Below are 18,557 nucleotides of genomic sequence, written 5' to 3' on the forward strand. Positions count from 1 at the left end.
GGCATGAGTCAGATGACCGCATCACGGGCTACGGTGGGACACACCACACGTGACAGGGGCAGCACGGTGAAGGTTCCTGCGCCGCCCAGCGGCGATCTGCTCGGCCGGGCGTCCGAGCTGCGGACAATCGACGCGTTGCTCGCCGGCACCGACCCGCCCGGCCCGAGCCTGCTGCTGCGCGGCAATCCGGGCGCGGGCAAGACCGCCCTGCTCGACGCCGCCGGCGCCCGCGCGGTCACCGCCGGGGCCCGGGTACTGCGGGCGACCGGCGCCCCCTTCGAGACCGGGATCCGGTTCTCGACGCTGCACCAGATGCTGTACGCCGCCCGGGACATCGCCGGCCGCCTCCCCGACGACCAGCGCGACGCCCTCGCCCATGTCTTCGGCCGCGGCGGAGCCCGCGACGCCGACCCGCTCGTGCTCGCCACCGCCGTGCTGGCGCTGGTCAACGAGATCGCCGCCGGCCACCCGCTGCTCGTGGCGGTCGACGACGTGCAGTGGATCGACCCCGCCAGCGCGACCGTCCTGGGGTTCCTCGCCCGCCGCGTCGGCGGCACCCCGGCGCGGTTCCTCGCCGCCGGCCGCATCGGCACGCCCTGCCTGTTCGACGAGATGCGGCTGCCGGAGCACACCGTCGGCCCGCTGCCGCCGCAGGCGGCGGCCATGCTGCTGGACGCCGGCCACCGCGGCCTGCCCGGCGTCGTGCGGCGGCGCCTGCTCGCCGACGCCGACGGCAACCCCCTGGCGCTGGTGGAGCTGCCCGGATCGCTGACCGACCGGCAACGGTCCGGCCAGGTCGCCCTGCCCACGTTCCTGCCGTTGAACGCCCGCCTCGAGGCCGCGTTCGCCGCCGGGCTGGCCGCGCTGCAGGAGCCGGCCCGCGTCCTGCTCCTGCTGGCCGCGCTGGACGGCGAGGCGGACCTGTCGACGGTGCTGGCCGCCGCCCGGCCGCAGGCGGACCTGCAGGACCTGACCCCGGCGCGGCGGGCCGGCCTCATCACGGTGGACGAGGCCAGCGGCCGGATGGTCTTCCGCCACCCGCTGATCCGCGCCGCGATCGTCCAGCTCGCATCCGCCGACGAGCGGCGGCACGCGCACGAGGCGCTCGCCGAGGCCCTCGCCGCGTCCTCGGCCGGATCTCGCGGCACCGCCCCGGAACGCCGAGCCCGCCACCTTGCCGACGCCGCGACCGGCCCGGACGAGACGGTCGCCCGCGCGCTGGACGACGTGGCCCAGTCCGCCTGGGGCGGCCCGTCCGGCCGGCGCATCGGGGCCGCCGGCGCGGTCAGCGCGCTGGTGCGCGCCAGCGAGCTCAGCGACCGGCCGGGGCAGCGCTCACGCCGGCTCGTCGAGGCCGCCTTCCTGGCCAACGTGACCGGTCAGCTCGACCGGGTGCCGCAGCTGCTGCACGACGCCGGGCAGACCCCCGACACGGCCACCGGGCTCGTCTTCGCCGCCACCGCGCATCTGCTGACCAACGGCGAGTGCGAGGTCGACACCGCCCACCACCTCCTCGCCAAGGCCCTGGACGACCTCGACGCCATCCCGGGCAACGAGGGCTGGGACGCGTCCGGTGTCCTGTACGCCCTGCTCTTCGTCTGCGTCTACAGTGGACGCCCGGAGCCGTGGGAGCTGCTGCGCGGGGCGCTGTCCCGGTTCGACCCGCGGGCCATCTCCGCGCTGCGGCTGTGCTACGACGCCTACGCCGACCCGGCCGGGACCGCGACCCCCGTCCGCAGCCGGCTGGCGAGCGCCTTCGAGGCCCTGTCCAGCGATCCGGCGCCCTGGCAGTTCATCCCCCTGGCGTACGCCGCCATCGAGCTCGACGAGCTGGCCGCCTACCGGCACCTGTGCCAGCAGGTCATCGACCGGGAACGCGACGGCGGCATCGTGACCGTCGTCATCACCGGCCTGCTCATGCTCAGCGTCGACTCGATCGCGCACGGCCAGTGGGACGAGGCCGAGCAGCTGGCCACGGAGGCCCTGGACATGGCCCGGGCCGACGGCTACCACCTCCTCGAAGGCCAGATCCGGTGCCGGCTCGCCCTCATCGCGGCGTCCCGCGGCGACGGGTCCCAGGCGCGCGTGCTGACCGACGAGGTGACCCGCTGGGCGACCCCGCGCGGCGTCGGTCTCACCCAGGCCCTGGCCTGGCAGGCATGCGGCGTCGCGGCCCTCGGCCGCCGCGACTATGAGGACGCCTACCTGCAGACCACCCGGATCGCCCCGGTCGGCCACCCGAGCCTCGGCATCCCCGGCCGATGGCTGGTGCTGGACCTGGTCGACGCCGCCGTCCACATCGGATACGTCGACGAGGCACGCGCGCACGTCACCGCGGCACGACAGGCCGGGCTCCCGGAGGTCTCCACCCGCACCGCGCTGCTCACCGCCGGCGCCGCCGCGCTCGCCGCCCCCGACACCGAGGCAGACCAGCTGTACAGCATGGCACTCGCCCTGCCCGACGCCGACCAGTGGCCGTTCGAACAGGCCCGGATCCGGCTCGCCTACGGCGAATGGCTGCGCCGCACCCGCGACACCACCGCGGCCCGGCTGCAGCTGCGGGAGGCCTTCGAGAGCCTGAACCGGCTGGGCGCCAGACCATGGGCGGACCGGGCCCGCAACGAACTACGCGCCGCCGGCGTCGTGACCGCCCGAGCCGATGCCGTCGTGGCGCTGACACCGCAGGAGCGGCAGATCGCGACGCTCGCGGCGACCGGGCTGACCAACAAGCAGATCGGCGAGCGCCTGTTCCTGTCGCACCGCACCGTCGGCGCCCACCTGCACCGGCTCTTCCCGAAGCTCGGCATCACCTCTCGCGCCGCGCTCGCAGGCGCCCTCGAGTCGCTCGGCCCCGACGACTGACGTGCCTTCCTCATGATCCGGTAGACCTTGCGCACCCCTGGGTACACAGGCTTTACCGGATCATGAGACCCGGCGGTCACCGTCCGAGGCCGGCCAGGACGACGGTGAGCCCGCGGTAGAACTCCTCGTCGGGGCCGATGGAGCGGGCGGCGCGGGCGGTCTCGGCCAGGAACGGGAAGTCGTCGCCCGGCAGCCGGGCCAGCGCGGCGGTGCCGGGGCCGGACAGCGGGCCGAGGTGCTCGGTGGTGAGCGCGCCGATCAGGAAGGCCAGCAGGGTACGGAAGGCGACGACCCGGTCCGGACCGTGGAAGCCGGCCCCCGCCAGCACCCGCAGCAGCACCTCGCCGCAGCGCATGACGCCGGCGCTGGTGCTGCGGTGGGTCAGGAACAGGGGCACCGCTGCCGGATGGGCGCTGACGGCGTCCCGGATGCCGCCGGTCACCGCGGTCACCTGGTCGGTCCAGGGCACGTCGGCGGGCGGGGTGAGGTCGACGTCGCGGAGCACGAGCTCGACGACGAGGCGTTCGAGCTGCTCGCGGTCGGTGACGTAGCGGTACAGCGACATGGTGCCCATGCCCAGCTCGGCGGCGACGGTCCGCATCGACAGCACGGCCAGCCCGGCACGGTCGATGAGGGCGAGCGCGGCGGCGGCGATCTGGTCGTCGGTCAGTGATCGAGGACGTGGCATGGCCTTGACAGCGTACGACATACGCCTACGATTTAGGAGTACATCGTACGCCTACGAGGGGGAACCATGGTCACGCAGCAGATGGGACGGCGCCTGGTCGCCGGTCAGACGATCGAAGCGACGGCGCTCACCGCGGTCGGCGGCGCACCGGTCGACGTGCCCGCCCCAGGGCTTCTCGTCCACCTGCAGTTCCGGCGCTTCGCCGGCTGCCCGGTGTGCAACCTGCACCTGCGTTCCATCGTCCGCCGGCACGACGAGATCGCCGCCGCGGGCATCCGCGAGGTGGTCGTCTTCCATTCCTCCGAGCAGGAGCTCCGGCCTCACGCCGACGACCTGCCGTTCGCGGTCATCGCCGACCCCGGCAAGCGCCTGTACGTCCGGTACGGCGTCGAGGCCGGCGCGCGGGCCCTGCTCAACCCGCGGGTGTGGGGTCGCATCATCCAGGGGATCGTCCGCGACCTGCCCGCCGTCCTGCGGCGCGGGAAGCCGGCACCCGCGCTCCAGCAGCCCAACGGGCGCCTCGGCCTGCCCGCCGACTTCCTCGTCGCCGGCGACGGCCGCCTGGTCGCGGTCAAGTACGGCAGCCACGCCTACGACCAGTGGTCGGTGGACGAGCTGCTCGCCCTCGCCGAAAGCGGCGCCCGCTGACCGTTTTCCGGCCCCGGTGCCGGCACCGTCGCGCACCGCTCCCCCCTGGGTCACCACCGTCGCGGCCTCGACGCAGCGGCGCGAGTTCCGGTCGGTCATCACGCTGACCTCGACGGACGGTACGTCCGCGACCTTCAGCGGCGCGTCGGTCACCGGCGGGCTCGCCACGCCCGCGCCGGTCACCGTCGTCGACTGCGCCGGCACCCTGCCGGCCGGCTCACTCACCGGCAAGGTGGCGGTGTGCGCCGCCGTCGCGCCGTACGTCGGCAACAGCTACCAGGTGCTCGGCGCCGGCGCCGCGGGCCTGATCCTGCACGGCGGCTCGGCGGCCGTCACGGTCAAGGGGATCTTCCGGGGCAACGGCCAGTTGACGACGACCGCGGACTCCCCACTGGTCGCCGGCACGACGGTCGTCACGACCCCGGTCACGGTCCGCTGACACACTGATCGCACCACGGCCCCGGCGGAAGACCGCCGGGGGCCCGTCCCCACCACCAGACGGCGGGTCAGGTCACCAGCAGCACCGCGACGAGCGCGGCCGCCGCGGAGACGGCCGCGCCGGTCCAGCGCCACCAGCGACGGCCGGCGGTCAGGGGCAGCCCGCGCCAGCGCGGGACGGCCAGACACAGCGCGACGGCGGTCGCGGCCACGCCGAGCGCCCAGACCGCGCCGGGGACCGTGAGCCAGTCGCCGGCGCGGAATGCGAGCACCAGCATCACCACCGACCACACCGCCGACGACGCGAGGCGGACCCGGTCGGTGCGGCCCCGGGCGGCCAGCCCCACGGTCATGAACAGGCCGGCCGCGCCCAGGAAGCTGAGGCCCACGGCGAGCACCACGGCCATCGGCGGGTGCGGCGGGCGCTGCGAGCCGGCCGGGGTGACGCCGAGCAGGCGCCGGCCGATCGCGTCGACGTCGCGGTCGGTGTTGCCCAGCACGACGACGCCGCGTCCGGTGGCGCGGTCCACGGCCAGGTAGGAACGGAAGCCACCGGTGCCGCCGTTGTGCCAGGTCAGCGTCGCGTTGTCGAAGCGGGTGGTGAACCAGCCGTAGCCGACGCGCTCCCCCGGGCCCGCGTCGAACCGCGGCTCCAGCGCGGCGGCGCCGGGCGCGGTGCCCGCGTGCACGGCGGTGACCAGGCGGGCCAGGTCGGCCGCGGTGGACCACATGCCGACGCCGGCGGGCGCCCAGCCCTCGCCCCGCCACGGCGACACGTGCCGGCCGGCGGCCGTGGAACCCGTGGCGTGCCCGGCGGGCAGCGCGACGCCGTCGGGGTGCAGCGTGGTGTGGACCATGCCGAGCGGGCCGAGCAGGAGGTCGTGCAGCAGCTCCGGGTAGGTGACGCCGGCCCGTCCGGCGAGTTCCTGGCCGAGCAGGGCGGCACCGAAGTTCGAGTAGTGCACGGTGCCACGGCCGCCGCCGGGGCGCTCGGTGCCGGCGGTCCGCAGCAGCCAGCCGCGGTCCTGCCCGGCGTACGGGTCGGCGCCGCGCACCGCGGCGAGGTACAGCCGGAGCGCCTGACCCGCCGAGACGACGGGAACGCTGCGCAGGCCCGAGCGGTGGCTGGCGAGCTCGGCGAGCGTGACGTCACCGGCCGGGCCGTCGACGCCGACCCGGTCGCCGGGTGCCACGGTGGGTCCGGGTGCCGCCGCGAGGTCGGCGAGCAGCATGCCGGTGAGGGCCTTGCCGATCGAGCCGATCTCGAACGGCGTCGCGGCGGTCACCGGACGGCCGTCGCCCCGGTCGCCGACCCCGGCGGTGCGGACTCCGCCGGGCCCGATGAGCGCGACGGCGAGGCCCCGGTAGCCGTCGGGGTCGCCGGCCGCCGCGCGGAGGTCGGCGGCGAGCACGGCGTCGCCGGTGACGGGTCCGCGCAGGTGCGGTGGTCTCGGTGCGGCCAGAAGGGCGACGACTCCCGGCAAGCAGAGCGATCACGACGATCACGACGGTGTGGTGACGCACGTTCGGCTCCTTCCGTTCAACGACGGGCGGCCGCCAGGATCACCAGGAGCGGCACGACCCGCTCCGGGGGCACGCTGTACTGCCCGCGGGCGCCCGTGCGCAGCCAACCGGCGGCGGTCAGCTGGCGCAGGTGGTGGTAGAGCTGGCCGCTGGTGCCCAGCCCTTCGACGTCGGCGAGCTCCGTGGTCGCGTGCCGGCCGCCGAGGATCTCCCGCAGCAGCCGCAGCCGCATCGGGTGGCCGAGCGCGGCGAGGGTCGCGCCGAGATCGGACCAGTCCTCGTCGAGCAGCCGCTCGACGGGCGTGCCGAGCTGCCATTCGTAGTGCTCGCCGGCCGGCAGGTCGACGGCGCCGGTGAAGAGCACCGCGCCGGGGCTCGGTGCCAGCTCCCGCAACCGGTCGAGCGCCCAGAACACCGGCGCCGGCTGGTCGGACCCCGCCGCCTCGGCGAAGACCCGCGCCTCGAGCGCCGCTACACGCTCCTCAATGCTCGCCACTTCTACGATATTACGTAGTTACGTAGCATCGTACAACCGTTCTGGCTGAACGGGCAGATGCGCCGTCGCGCCGCCGCCCGTACCGTCGCCAGCTGTGACCGTCGATGCCGCCCGCCCTCCCCGCCCGGCGCAGGTGACCGTGGCCTTCTGGCTCCAGCTCGCCAGTGCCGCACTGCTGCTCGGCATCGTCGGAGTGGCCATCGCCCACGCCGTGCACTTCGACGGGGCGATCTCCCGGGCCGCCGCGCTGGTGCCGGACGCCGACCCCCGCGAGGTCAGCGACGAGCGATCGGCCAACGTCGTGGGGACGCTGTTCGTCGGCGTGCCGGCGCTGCTGCTGGCCGCATGGCTCGCGGTGACGGCGCGACCGGTGCTGCGCGGCAGCAACGTCGCGAGGATCTTCGTCTTCGTGGCCGGTGGCGGACAGTTGCTGCTGGCCGCGACGCAGGTGTGCGGCGGGATCCTGCTGCTGCCGCTGGCGTTCGCGTTCAGCGGCGACGAGGACGTCATCGTCGACGACGGCGTGTCGTGGGAGGAGTCGGGGTTCCAGGACGCCCTCTACAACAGCTCCGGCCTCTTCACCGAGGTCTTCTTCCTGTCCGGATTCGTGGTCGCGCTCCTCGTGCTGACCCTGTCCGGCGCCGTGGTCCTGCTGCTGGCGCTGCCGCCCGCGAACCGTTACTTCGTCCCGCGGGCCGCCGCTCCGGCATGGCCCGCGTTCCCGGGCAGACCGATGCCCTACGTCATCTGCCCCGACCCGTCGGCCCACTTCCCGCGACCCGAACCACCGGCCGGACCACCGGCGCCGCCGGAGCCACCTGCAGCGCCGGCACCGCCGGACGGGGCGTAGCCGCCTCGTCGTGGGCCTGCCGGGCGGCGAGCAGCTCCGGAAGGTGCTCACCGCTCCAGACCCGCACCGCCGCGATGAGCGTCAGCAGGCTGCGGCCCAGCTCGGTCAGCGCGTACTCGACGTGCGGCGGATGCTCCGGATACGCGGTGCGCACCACCAGCCCGTCGCGCTCCATCGCGCGCAACGTGGACGTGAGGACCTTCGGCGTGACGGCGCGCAACGGGACCCGCAGCTCGGTGAACCGCCGCGGACCGTGCTCCAGGCACAGCACGACCATCGCCGTCCACTTGTCGCCGATCTGGAACGGCAGGGCGCCCGACGGACACACCGGGTCGAACATCTCCGGGTCGAGGTCCATCCCAGTACCCTTGCAGATACCGGCATCCCCTGAAATACCGTCCCCGCCAGGCAGTCGACCAGGCAGTCGAGCGGAGGAGCGGGAACATGGGCGGCATCGTCATCTTCGGGGCGGGCGGCAGGGCCGGGCAGGCGATCACCGCCGAGGCGCGGCACCGCGGTCATCAGGTCACCGCCGTCGTCCGCGATCCGGAGAAGCACCCGGACCTCGCCGCCGACGGGGTGGCCGTCGTCCGGGGCGACGTCAGGGACGTCGGCGCTACGTCGTCGATCCCGCGCGGGCACGCGGCGGTGGTCAGCGCGGTCACGCCCGCGTCGGGCCCCGAGGCCCTGGCCGACCTCGGGCGGCTCGACGAACGGTTCTTCGTCGACGGCGTCGACGCGCTGCTGGCAGGTCTGCCGCGGGCCGGGGTGCACCGGCTGGTGCTCATCGGGCTCTTCGCGAACCTGCTCGGCGCCGACGGCCGCCCGGTGCTGGACGACCCGGCGGCGTTCCCGGCGCAGCTACGGCCCTTCGCCCTGGCGCACACCGCGGGCCTGGACCGGCTGCGGGACGCCGGCACCGAGGTCGACTGGCTCATGCTCACCCCGCCGGCGGGGCTCGACCCGGCGGGTCCGCGGCTCGGCCGGTACCGCACCGGCGGTGACACCGCGCCGTCGACCGGGCTGACCTATGCCGACCTCGCGGTCGCCGTGCTCGACGAGATCGAGACCCCGGCGCACCACCGCACCCGGATCTCAGTGTTTCACTGAGAGCACGGCCAGATCGCGCTCGGCGTACAGGCGGTGCTCCCACTCCTCGTTGAGCACGACCGACAGGCACTCGCGCACCGGGAAGCTGCGCGGCGGCGGCCAGCCCGGACCCTCGACCGGCTCGGTGTGCGCGGCGAGCCGCTCGTCGGTGAGACCGTCGACGAGCGTGCGGACCGTGGCCATCCGGTCCCGGCGCAGCTCGAGCACCACGTCCAGCGACGGTCGCGCCGCGCGGTCGCGGGGCACGCCCGGGGTGTCCGGCATCCCGTCCCACGGCAGGGACAGCGGATCCCACGGCGCCGGGTCACCGAGCACCGCCCGGCGGATCCACGCGTCGGTGGCGAACGCAAGGTGCCGCAGGGTCTCGATGAACGACCACTCCCCGTCGACGGACTCGTGCAGCAGCCCGGGATCCAGGCGGCGGGCGCGCTCGACGGTGCCGTCCCAGAGCCGCTCCAGGATGTCCCACGCCTCGCGGAAGCCGGCCGGGTCCGTCGGACGCATCCTGGCCCGGTCGGGATACCGGCGGTCGAGTTCGGCCTCGACCAGCGGCCCGACATCGACGCCGTTGATCCTCAGGTGGCGGACCTCGCCGGAGATGTCGGCGTCGACCAGCTCGACGCCCCGCATCACGACACCGGTGAGGTCGACGTCCTGGAACCGGGCGCCGGCGAGACGGACGGCACGGAACCGCGCACCGGACATGTCCTCGTTGTCGAAGGCCATGCCGCGACCCTATCGCCGCAGCTCGACACACCGCCGGAATGGCGACTGCACCGGCAGTGCGTGATCATGACCGCGGCTATGATCCCCCGGATTGCTCTGGCTGGGTGGTGGGAGTGCAGATGCGGGTCGGGATTTCCGGGACACACGGAACCGGGAAGACAACGCTGGTTGAGGCATTGTGCGCGCAGCTGCCGGGCCACGTCGCCGCCGACGAGCCGTACTACCTGCTCGAAGAGGAGGGTTACGAGTTTCAGTTCCCGCCGGCACTCGAGGATTACCGGGCACTGCTGGCCCGCTCGGTGCGGAGCCTGTGCTCGCCGCCGTCCCGGCCCGACGTGATCTTCGACCGGACGCCTTTGGACTACCTCGCATACATGGCAGCGGCTGGTGCGGACCCCGCCGAGGAGGTGGATGGTGCAGTGTTGCGGCCGGCGTTCGCCAGTCTGGATTTGCTGGTCATCACGGTGATCACACCCACGACGGAGCAGGTGTTGCCGGCAGCGGAGCTGCCCGGTCTTCGTTCGCGAGCGAATGCCGCGATGCTGGATCTGGTGTACGACGACCCGTTGAACGCCTGGGAGGACACGCCGGTGCTGGAGCTGAGCGGGCCGCTCGACAGCCGGTTGCACACGGTCCTCACCGCGCTGAAACAGGTCCGGCAGCAGGGTTCGGATCAGGCTTGACCACCCGATTCATCGACACCACCGCCGCGATCGTGGGTGGCGTGGTCGCCGCGTGCACCGGCATCGGCGACCGGCCCGACAGCCGCGGCGTGCCGGTCGGGTGGATCGTCCGCCGGGAACCGCTGCCGCTCTGGTCCGACCGCGGCTGAACAGTTTTCCGGCGTCGCGGATCTGACGGCTGGATGCGTCGGTGGGCCGTACGATGCCGGGATGGCGGACCCCGGGTTCAGGCTGGGCATCGATCTGGGTACGTCGAACACGGTGGCCTGCGTCCGCCTCGGTGCCGCCGCCGTGACGCCCTTGCTGTTCGACGCCTCACCATTGCTGGCCTCCGCGGTGTTCGTGGGCACCGACGGCGCCGTGCTGACAGGGGCGGACGCGGCCCGGGCCGCCGGCGCAGCCCCGGCCGGGTTCGAGCCCAGCCCGAAACAGCGGATCGACGACGGCAGCGTGTGGCTCGGCGAACGCGCCGTGCCGGTGGTGGAACTGCTCGGTGCGGTGCTGGACCGGGTCGCCTCGGAGGCACGCCGGGTGGCGGGTTCGGACCCGGCCGAGACGGTGCTGACGTATCCGGCGGGGTGGAGCAGCGCGAGGCTGGCGGTGCTTGCCGAGGCGGCGCGTCAGGCCGGGCTGGGCGAGGTCGGGCTGGTCCGCGAGCCGGTCGCGGCCGCGGCGTACTTCGCTTCGGTGCTGGGCCTGCGGTTGCCGGTCGGGCAGGGTCTGGTGGTGTACGACTTCGGCGCCGGCACCTTCGACGTCAGCGTCGTGCGCAGGGCGGAGACCGGTGTGGAGGTGATCGCCGCCGACGGGTTGACCGATGCCGGCGGCAACGACCTCGACGCGCTCGTGGTCGACCTGTTGCGGACCTCCACGCCCGCCTCGGCCGAGGCGTGGGGGCGGCTGGACTGGCCGACGACGCCGGCCGACCGGCGGGCCCGCCGCACGCTGTGGCTGGATGCCCGCGCGGCGCGGGAGCAGCTCACCCGGCACGCACGGGCCGACGTGCACATCCCGGTCGCCGACGTCGACGGCCATGTCACCCGCGAGGAGTTCGAGCGGGCCGCGCGGCCGCTGCTGGACCGCACCGTCGCGTTGACGGTCGCCACGCTGCGCGCCAGCGGTGTGCGTCGTGACGACATCGGCGGCGTCCTGCTCGTCGGCGGCTCCAGCCGGACACCGCTGGCGGCCAGCCTGCTGCACCGGGCGCTCGGTATCGCGCCGACGGTGCTCGAGCAGCCCGAGCTCGTGGTGGCCTACGGCAGCCTGCACACCCCCGCAGATCTCACCTCGACCACCCTGCCCCGCCTCCCCGCGCCCACGACCCAGCTTCTCGCGCCGGCCCCGGCCTCACCGGCCCCGGCCTCGCCGTCCCCAGTCTCGCCAGCCCCGGTCTCGCCAGCCCCGGTCTCGCCAGCCCCGGTCTCGCCGGCGACACCTGTGGTGCCGGCGCCCCGACCGGCGCCGGACACCGCACTGCAGGCACCGGCAGTCATCCAGGCAGCGCCGCCGACCGCACCGCCACCCATGACGGAGCCGGCACCGCGCACGCCCGCCACCACCGCACCGTCCCGCCGCCGCATGGTTGCCTTCGTCGGAGCCGCGGTCCTCCTGCTCGTCGCCACCGCGGCCTTCGCGGTCTGGTACCGCCAGCGCCCCGACAACGCTGATGGCCTCGCCAACGACAGCGAGGTCATCGGCATGGTGTTCAGCCCCGACGGCAAGACCCTCACCACTGTCACCAACTTCGGCCAGGTGCGCCTCGTGAACCTGGCCACCCGTAAGACCGTCATCAAGTTCTCCACCGCCACCAACACCCGGTTCGGCCTCAGCGCCGACGGCAAGACGGTCGCCGTCACCAACGCGCGCGGCACCGTCATCCAGGTGTGGGACGTGCCGACCGGCAGGTCCATCACCACACTCACGAGCACAAAGCCGATCGAAGCGCTGGCGCTGAGCCCCGACGCGAACACCGTTGCCGCCGCCCTCAGCGACGACGGCGCCCAGCTGTGGAACGCGAGAACCGGAGCGCCCATCGCCACCCTGCCCGGCAACTTCTTCCTCGCTTCCCTTGCCTTCACCCCCGACAGCACCACCCTCGCCACCACTCCGGACCGGGACACCAAGCAGCTACGGCTGTGGGACATCAAGACGCACACGGTGACCGCGACGATCACCCCGGACGCCGGCGAGGTCTTCGGACAGATCATGTTCGGCATCAACAGCAACACCTTGGTCACCAACAACTGGCGGCAGGGCAAGTCACAGGTGTGGGACGTCAGCACCACGAAGGCGGTCACCACCCTCAACGGCAGCACCACCGGCATCCTCGCCTTCACCCCGAACGGCGAGACCCTGGCCACCGGCACCAACGACGAGGACGACGGCGACCACCTGGCCCAGTTGCGCAACGCCGCCACCGGCGCGGTCACCGCCACCCTGACCGGTCACACCGGCAAGGTCGTGTGCGCGGCCTTCAGCCCCGACGGCAAGACCCTCGCCACCGGTAGCTTCGACCACACCGTGCGGCTGTGGGACGTCGCCACCGGGCAGCCCAGGTAGCCCGTCGCCGCCGAGGGAGGCCGCCACGGTGCGCAGGGTGTCGACGTAGCGGCCGGTCTCGTTGGTGACGACCGCGGCTACCGCGCCGACCTTCCGGTCCAGGGCCTGGGTCATCTCCCGCTGCTGGGCGCGGTCCAGCACCACCCCGGCCCCGACCGACACCGTGGCGGCGAGGACCGCTACGAGCGTGGCGAGGACCCCGGCGCGAGACACGAGGCGCCCGACCCGCCGCACGACGGACCACATACCCGGTTATCGGACACCCGCCGCCCGTCCTGCGGGTTTCTTGATGGTCAGGTCAACTGCGGAAGGACCTTGGCCCCGAACGCGTCGATGAACTCCTCCTGCCGCTGCCCGACGTGGTGCAGGTAGATCTGGTCGAAGCCGAGCTCCCGGTACCGCTGCAGGATCTCGGTGTGCCGCCCGAGGTCCGCACTGACGTGGACGGTTTCGGCGACCCGCGACGGGGTGACGTCGCGGGAGACGACGTCGAAGTGCTCGGCGGTCTCCAGGTCCCAGCACACCGGCGGCGCGAAGACGTTGCTGCGCCACTGCTCGTGCGCGACCGCGAGGGCCTCGTCCTCGGTCGGCGCCCAGCTGAGGTGCACCTGCAGGCAGAGCTCACCCCGGCCGCCGGCGGCCCGGTACGCGTCGATCATCCGGCGGAGGTGCTCGACCGGCTGGTTCACGGTGATCAGCCCGTCGGCCCACTGCCCGGCCCAGCCGGCGGTCTCCACGCTGATGGCGGCGCCGACGAGCCGCACCGGCTCCGCCGGCCGGGTCCACAGCCGCGCCCGGTCCACGGTGACGAGGCCGTCGTGGCTGACCTCCTCGCCGGCGAGGAGCGCCCGGATGACGTCGACGCACTCGCGAAGCCGGGCGTTGCGCAGCTCCTTGCGGGGCCAGCCGCCGCCGATGATGTGCTCGTTGCTGGCCTCACCGGTGCCGAGGGCCGCCCAGAACCGCCCCGGGTACATGGCCGCGAGGGTTCCGATGGCCTGCGCGATGATCGCGGGGTGGTACCGCTGCCCGGGCGCGTTGACGATCCCGAACGGCAGCCGCGTCGCCTGCAACGCCGCCCCGAGCCACGACCAGGCGAACGCCGACTGGCCCTGCCGCTCGCTCCACGGCGAGAAGTGATCGGAGCACATGGCGGCGGTGAAGCCCGCAGCCTCGGCCCGCCGCACCGCCGCCAGCAGCGCGGACGGGTGGATCTGCTCGTGGGAGTTGTGCAACCCGAAGACCGTCATGGACGCCTGTTACCCAACGGGCGCCGATCGCTTTCACACCGGTGCCGGGTTGAGCCGGGCGAAGCCCTCCTGGCGCTGGTACGGGAAGTGCGGGTACGGCGCGGTCCGGGCGCTGGCCGCGTCGAGCCGGGCGACCTGCTCCGGCGTCAGCGACCAGCCGACCGCGCCGAGGTTCTGGCGCAGCTGGGCCTCGTCGCGGGCGCCGATGACGACGGAGGCAACGGTCGGGCGCTGCAGCAGCCAGTTGATGGCGATCTGCGGCACCGCGCGGCCGGTCTCGGCGGCGATCTCGTCGAGCGCGTCGACGACGGTGAACAGCTGCTCGTCGTCGACGGGCGGGCCGAAGGAGGCGGTCTCGTGCAGGCGGCTGCCGGCGGGCGGCGGGGTGCCGCGGCGGATCCGCCCCGTCAGGCGGCCCCAGCCGAGCGGGCTCCACACGACCGCGCCGAGGCCCTGGTCGAGGGCGAGCGGGAGCAGGTCCCACTCGTAGTCGCGGCCGACGAGGGAGTAGTACACCTGGTGGGCGACGTAACGCGGGTGCCCGTGCCGGTCGGCGGCGGCCAGGGACTTCATGATCTGCCAGCCGGCGAAGTTGGACACCCCGAGGTAGCGGACCTTGCCGGCGCGGACCAGGCCGTCCAGCGTGGACAGGACCTCCTCGACGGGGGTGCCGGCGTCGTACGCGTGCAGCTGGAACAGGTCGATGTGGTCGGTGCCGAGGCGGCGCAGGGCGGCGTCGGTGGCGCGGATCAGCCGGGACCGGGACGAGCCGGCGTCGTCGGGGCCGTCGCCGGTCGGCAGGCTGGTCTTGGTGGACACCAGGACCCGGTCGCGGCGGCCCTTGATCGCCTCGCCGAGCACCTCCTCGGACGCGCCGCCGGAGTACACGTCGGCGGTGTCGAACATCGTGACGCCGGCGTCGAGGCAGATGTCGACGAGCCGGCGGGCCTCGCGGGCGTCGGTGCTGCCCCAGGCGCCGAACAGCGGGCCGCTGCCGCCGAACGTCCCGGCGCCGAAGCTCAGGGCGGGAACCTTGAGCCCGGACGCGCCAAGTCTCCTGTATTCCATGACCGCTCCCCTTAATGGTGCTGCAGTTCCGTTAGTGCTTCCGCTACGCTAGCACCGGCGTTGGCTAAACGGAACTGGAGCACCGTTATGACGGGGAACACGCGGCCCGGGGGGCGCACCGCGCGGGTGCGGGAGGCGGTGCTGCAGGCCGCCGGCGACGTGCTCGCCGAGCACGGCCTGGCCGGCCTGGACCTCGCCGACGTGGCCCGGCGGGCGGTGGTGGGCAAGACGACCGTCTACCGGCGCTGGGGCACCGTCGCCGGGCTGGTCGCCGACCTGTTGCTGGACATGGCGGAGCAGTCGCTGCCGCGGGCCGACACCGGGTCGCTCGCCGGGGACCTGCGCGCCAACGCCAGGCTGGTGCAGCGCACTCTCAGCGACCCCCGGCAGGGCGCGCTGTTCAAGGCGGTCATCGCGGCCGCCACCTCGGACCCGCGGACCGCCGAGGCGCTGCACGGCTTCTACCGGACCCGCATCCGCGAGTGGGCACCGTGCGTGGACCTCGCCGCCGCGCGCGGCGAGGTCCCTGCGGGCACCGACCCGGACGAGGTCATCCGGGCGGTGTCGGCCCCGCTGTACTACCGGCTGCTGGCCAGCGGCGACCCGGTCGACGAGGCCGCCGCCGACACCGCCGCCACGGCGGCCGTCGCGGCGGCGCGGGCCGGCGCCTTCGTCCGCTGACCGCCGTTCCTCACGCCGCGGCCGGAGCCGACAGGCGTTGCGCGATCCACGGCGCGGCCAGCGCCGACGGCGGGTCGACCAGCGCGGTCACCCGGATGAACGCCTCGGCCAGCTCGGCGTCGTGCACCGCGGCCAGCTGCAGCCGCCGCACCGGCTCCGACGGGCCCTCCACGTCGGCGCGGACCGCGAGGGTCCACGGCGCGTCCAGCAGCCCCGCCTGCGCGGCGAAGAACGCGGCCGGCTCGACCGACGTGCGCAGGGCACCGGCGCACATCGCGGCGACCGACATGCCCTGGCCGTACACCGGGTTGAAGGCGCACGCGGCGTCGCCCAGGACGAGCAGTCCGTCGGGGACCGTGGCCAGCTGCTCGTAGCGCCGGCGCACATACGTCGGGTAGCGGAACGAGACCGGGTCACCGGCGGGAGTCGCGGCCCGTACCACATCCGCCGTCGCGGACACCGGCAACGACTCGGCATAGGCGGTGAACCCCGCGAGGTCCGCCGGGGCCCGCTCGCCGTGCACGCCGGCGAGCGTGACGAGGGCGCGGCCCCCTTCCAGGCGTTGCATCACCGAACTGCGGTGCTGGCCCGGGAAGCGGGCCGTGACCACGACGATGTCGCCGTCGAAGAGCTCGTCGGGCACGTCGAAGAGCCGGGAGGTGTACGCGAGATCGATGCGCACCGCCTCCTCCGCCGGCCCGGGCAGCCCGAGGTCGGCGAGCCAGTGCGGCGCGCGGGAGCCCCGGCCGGTGGCGTCGACGACGAGGCCCGCCGGCAGGACCCGGGAGCCGCCGCCGTGCAGGCTGGTGACCCGCCCGCCGGTCACCCCGCCGTCGTCGGCACGCACCCCGACGACGTCGTGGCCGTCCAGGAGCGTCACGTTGGGCAGGGCGAGGGCGAGCTCCCGGATGGTCCCCTCGATGAGCGGCCGGCTCGCGGACAGCGCGGCCAGCCCGGTGTGCGCCTGCCGCAGCGGCAGGCCGTTGAGATACCAGCGGGTGTTGCCGAGGATGTCGCCCTGGTGCCCGCCGGCCGCGAGGACCCGCTCGGTGAACCCGGGCAACAGCTCCTCCACGATCCGCCGGCCCTGCGGCAGCAGGCCGTGCACGTGCCTTCCTTGCGGCACGCCGCGCCGGTGCTCGTTGTTTCGGTTGGCGGGCGGCAGGACGTCGCGTTCGACGACGGTGACGCTGGTGTAGCGCTGTGCCAGTGCGGCGGCCGCCAGCATCCCGGCGACGCTGCCGCCGAGGACCACCGCGCGGTCCGAATGGTGCTTCGACATTGGGTGTACCTCCTTGACCGCCGACGATCCGCCCGGAGGACGGCGGCGTCTGCGTCGAAGGACCCACGCGCACGGTCGAGCTCCCGACGCACTCAACTGCTGGGTGTGCCGTCCGATATGACGAGCATGCCGGACCAGCTCTACCTGCTCGGCAACATCGTGATCATGACGGCGTACGCGGCGATCATGGTCGCGATCGTCGTGCCGGTGGTGCGGGCCGGCCAGCTGCTGACGAACAAGCTCGCCGTGGCCACCGCGTTGATCTTCTTCAGCTGCGCCGTCGGGCACGGGATGCACGCGCTGCTGTCGTATCGCAGCATCCTGCACGGGCACGGCACGTCGTCGGCCTGGTCCTGGTCGGCGGCGCTCTGGGACGCGTTCACCGCCGTCGTCGGCATCTACTACTGGACGTTGCGGCGCGGGTACGGCGTCCTGCTCGACAAGGGTGCCATGTATGTGGAGCCCGGCCGCCAGGACCGCATCGACGCCGCCGGAGAGCGGGAACGGGTCGCCCGCGCCGCCGCCGAGAGCCACCGGGCCACCCTCGCCGCCGTCGTCGAGCACACCGCGGACGCCATCATCGGCTCGACCCCCGACGGCGTCATCACCGCCTGGAACGCCGGCGCCGAGCGGCTGTTCGGCTACCCGGCCGGCGAGGCGATCGGCCGGCACGCGGACGTCCTCACCAGCGGGGAAGGCACCGCCGAACAGGAAGGGCTGCTGGCCCGCATCCGCGCCGGCGAGCGCAGCCTGTCCTACGAGGCGCAGCGGGTGCACAAGGACGGTTCACCGCTCGAGGTCGCCTTCACCGTCGCCCCGATCGAGGACCACACCGGCACCCTCATCGGCATCTCCGTCGTCGCCCGCGACATCGCCGCGGCGAAGGAGGCCGCCGAGCGGCAGCGCGCCATGCAGGAACGCACCCATCAGGCGCAGCGGATGGAGAGCCTCGGCAAGCTCGCCGGCGGCGTTCGGTGCTCGGGCACAGCGACGAGAGTGCCCTGGCCACGTTCCGGCGCATTCAGCGTCGATATTCGGGGTTTACCTACTTCAGCCGGTTCCGTCGTGCCGAGATCGTCTTCGAGCCTGCCTTCGAAGTCGATCCCGAAACAGGGCAGGTCGCCTTCGAGTACGCCGTCATGGACGCTGCGCCCGACGGCTGCCGCAGTGGCTTTGTGCGGCCCGACGAAACGGTGTGGTTCGGCCACCTGCACGTTGATGCGCCGGCGTTTCCCTCCCTCGACCACTTTCTGGAGTGTGATGCCCTGCTCCACCATGCCCACCAGCAGCGGCTCGAGTCCACGGAGACACCGCCGGATGCCAATGCCTATCTCACCGCCCTACGTGCCCGTCACCCGCGCCTGCAGCCGGTGAACTCGGCGAGCGGGTTCTCGGTCGGGTGGTGGAGTGATGATGAGAGGCTCGTATGCATCAACGGCTTTGACGCGCGGCTGGCGGCCGACGGACATGGCATGAGCCCCGTGCCGACCGTCGTGATGACCTGGCTCATCGACGAATCCTTGCGATAAGGGCACCCGCAGCCACTGAGGTTTCGCATCCGCTCATGGCGCAGACAACGCGCGATGGCCGGCTTGTAGATCGTCACGCTTCGTGGTGGCGCATCCCGCGCTCCGGACCGCCGCCGGCGGGCGCTCGTGCCGATGTTCGCTCACACCGGCCGCGGCTGGAACT

18 protein-coding genes are annotated in these 18,557 nt (G+C 73.6%); 10 read left to right on the forward strand and 8 right to left on the reverse strand.

Annotated features, from left to right (window positions below; genetic code table 11):
* The first annotated feature begins 66 nt into the window (after positions 1-66).
* Positions 67-2,862 carry an AAA family ATPase gene (locus tag ACFPIJ_RS31185; protein WP_380120211.1) on the forward strand — a complete coding sequence of 932 codons (2,796 nt, stop codon included), beginning with the start codon at positions 67-69 and terminating at the stop codon, positions 2,860-2,862.
* A 76-nt stretch (positions 2,863-2,938) separates the two neighbouring features.
* Here ACFPIJ_RS31185 and ACFPIJ_RS31190 read toward each other — a convergent pair whose 3' ends face one another.
* Positions 2,939-3,550: a TetR/AcrR family transcriptional regulator C-terminal domain-containing protein gene (locus tag ACFPIJ_RS31190; protein WP_380120213.1), complete on the reverse strand. Its 612-nt coding sequence runs from the start codon at positions 3,548-3,550 to the stop codon at positions 2,939-2,941.
* Positions 3,551-3,616: 66 nt separating this feature from the next.
* Between ACFPIJ_RS31190 and ACFPIJ_RS31195 the strand changes: the two genes are divergently transcribed.
* Together ACFPIJ_RS31195 and ACFPIJ_RS31200 are read left to right on the forward strand one after the other, a co-directional pair.
* Complete coding sequence (locus ACFPIJ_RS31195) at positions 3,617-4,198, forward strand: peroxiredoxin-like family protein (RefSeq protein WP_380120215.1); 582 nt, start codon at positions 3,617-3,619, stop codon at positions 4,196-4,198.
* 16 nt (positions 4,199-4,214) lie between these two features.
* Entirely contained in the window at positions 4,215-4,637 is a 423-nt protein-coding gene (locus ACFPIJ_RS31200) for a hypothetical protein (RefSeq protein WP_380120217.1), read from the forward strand.
* A 67-nt stretch (positions 4,638-4,704) separates the two neighbouring features.
* Here the strand turns inward: ACFPIJ_RS31200 and ACFPIJ_RS31205 are convergent, their stop codons facing one another.
* Both ACFPIJ_RS31205 and ACFPIJ_RS31210 read right to left on the reverse strand, forming a co-directional pair.
* Positions 4,705-6,120, reverse strand: a complete 1,416-nt coding sequence (locus ACFPIJ_RS31205; protein ID WP_380120219.1) for a serine hydrolase domain-containing protein — start codon at positions 6,118-6,120, stop codon at positions 4,705-4,707.
* Between the two features lie 56 nt (positions 6,121-6,176).
* The gene (locus ACFPIJ_RS31210) at positions 6,177-6,656 is read right to left on the reverse strand and encodes an ArsR/SmtB family transcription factor (protein ID WP_380120221.1); all 480 of its coding nucleotides are present in this window, start codon (positions 6,654-6,656) and stop codon (positions 6,177-6,179) included.
* A 94-nt stretch (positions 6,657-6,750) separates the two neighbouring features.
* Between ACFPIJ_RS31210 and ACFPIJ_RS31215 the strand changes: the two genes are divergently transcribed.
* Positions 6,751-7,506 carry a hypothetical protein gene (locus ACFPIJ_RS31215; protein ID WP_380120223.1) on the forward strand — a complete coding sequence of 252 codons (756 nt, stop codon included), beginning with the start codon at positions 6,751-6,753 and terminating at the stop codon, positions 7,504-7,506.
* Here the strand turns inward: ACFPIJ_RS31215 and ACFPIJ_RS31220 are convergent.
* Positions 7,400-7,864 (reverse strand): winged helix-turn-helix transcriptional regulator, encoded by a 465-nt coding sequence (locus ACFPIJ_RS31220; protein WP_380120225.1) that lies wholly within the window; start codon positions 7,862-7,864, stop codon positions 7,400-7,402. The genes ACFPIJ_RS31215 and ACFPIJ_RS31220 overlap by 107 nt on opposite strands.
* Before the next feature lie 86 nt (positions 7,865-7,950).
* Here ACFPIJ_RS31220 and ACFPIJ_RS31225 point away from each other — a divergent pair, with 86 nt between their 5' ends.
* Positions 7,951-8,616 carry an NAD(P)-dependent oxidoreductase gene (locus tag ACFPIJ_RS31225; protein WP_380120227.1) on the forward strand — a complete coding sequence of 222 codons (666 nt, stop codon included), beginning with the start codon at positions 7,951-7,953 and terminating at the stop codon, positions 8,614-8,616.
* Here the strand turns inward: ACFPIJ_RS31225 and ACFPIJ_RS31230 are convergent.
* Entirely contained in the window at positions 8,602-9,342 is a 741-nt protein-coding gene (locus ACFPIJ_RS31230) for a DinB family protein (protein ID WP_380120229.1), read from the reverse strand. The two genes, ACFPIJ_RS31225 and ACFPIJ_RS31230, sit on opposite strands and share 15 nt — an antisense overlap.
* A 119-nt stretch (positions 9,343-9,461) precedes the next feature.
* On the opposite strand from ACFPIJ_RS31230, the gene ACFPIJ_RS31235 reads away from it, so the two are divergent.
* The 3 genes from ACFPIJ_RS31235 to ACFPIJ_RS31245 all read left to right on the forward strand — a co-directional run bounded on the left by ACFPIJ_RS31235 (position 9,462) and on the right by ACFPIJ_RS31245 (position 12,584).
* A complete protein-coding gene (locus tag ACFPIJ_RS31235; protein ID WP_380120928.1) occupies positions 9,462-10,025 on the forward strand; it encodes an ATP/GTP-binding protein in 564 nt (187 codons plus the stop codon).
* Positions 10,022-10,174, forward strand: coding sequence for a hypothetical protein (locus ACFPIJ_RS31240; RefSeq protein ID WP_380120231.1), 153 nt, complete (start codon positions 10,022-10,024; stop codon positions 10,172-10,174). The genes ACFPIJ_RS31235 and ACFPIJ_RS31240 overlap by 4 nt, the downstream gene beginning before the upstream one ends.
* Before the next feature lie 61 nt (positions 10,175-10,235).
* Positions 10,236-12,584 carry an Hsp70 family protein gene (locus ACFPIJ_RS31245; protein ID WP_380120233.1) on the forward strand — a complete coding sequence of 783 codons (2,349 nt, stop codon included), beginning with the start codon at positions 10,236-10,238 and terminating at the stop codon, positions 12,582-12,584.
* A 293-nt stretch (positions 12,585-12,877) separates the two neighbouring features.
* On the opposite strand, the gene ACFPIJ_RS31250 is transcribed toward ACFPIJ_RS31245, so the two are convergent.
* Together ACFPIJ_RS31250 and ACFPIJ_RS31255 are read right to left on the reverse strand one after the other, a co-directional pair.
* A complete protein-coding gene (locus ACFPIJ_RS31250; protein ID WP_380120235.1) occupies positions 12,878-13,834 on the reverse strand; it encodes a TIGR03885 family FMN-dependent LLM class oxidoreductase in 957 nt (318 codons plus the stop codon).
* Between the two features lie 33 nt (positions 13,835-13,867).
* Entirely contained in the window at positions 13,868-14,902 is a 1,035-nt protein-coding gene (locus ACFPIJ_RS31255; RefSeq protein ID WP_380120237.1) for an aldo/keto reductase, read from the reverse strand.
* Between the two features lie 87 nt (positions 14,903-14,989).
* Here ACFPIJ_RS31255 and ACFPIJ_RS31260 point away from each other — a divergent pair, with 87 nt between their 5' ends.
* A complete protein-coding gene (locus ACFPIJ_RS31260; protein WP_380120239.1) occupies positions 14,990-15,583 on the forward strand; it encodes a TetR/AcrR family transcriptional regulator in 594 nt (197 codons plus the stop codon).
* Positions 15,584-15,593: 10 nt separating this feature from the next.
* Here the strand turns inward: ACFPIJ_RS31260 and ACFPIJ_RS31265 are convergent, their stop codons facing one another.
* A complete protein-coding gene (locus ACFPIJ_RS31265; protein WP_380120241.1) occupies positions 15,594-16,865 on the reverse strand; it encodes an NAD(P)/FAD-dependent oxidoreductase in 1,272 nt (423 codons plus the stop codon).
* Positions 16,866-16,982: 117 nt separating this feature from the next.
* On the opposite strand from ACFPIJ_RS31265, the gene ACFPIJ_RS31270 reads away from it, so the two are divergent.
* On the forward strand, positions 16,983-18,239 hold the full coding sequence (locus tag ACFPIJ_RS31270; protein WP_380120243.1) for a PAS domain-containing protein: 1,257 nt from the start codon (positions 16,983-16,985) through the stop codon (positions 18,237-18,239).
* The last annotated feature ends 318 nt before the right edge of the window (positions 18,240-18,557 follow it).

Origin of the sequence: Dactylosporangium cerinum, from assembly GCF_042653625.1 — a bacterium.
GTDB classification, from domain to species: domain Bacteria; phylum Actinomycetota; class Actinomycetes; order Mycobacteriales; family Micromonosporaceae; genus Dactylosporangium; species Dactylosporangium cerinum.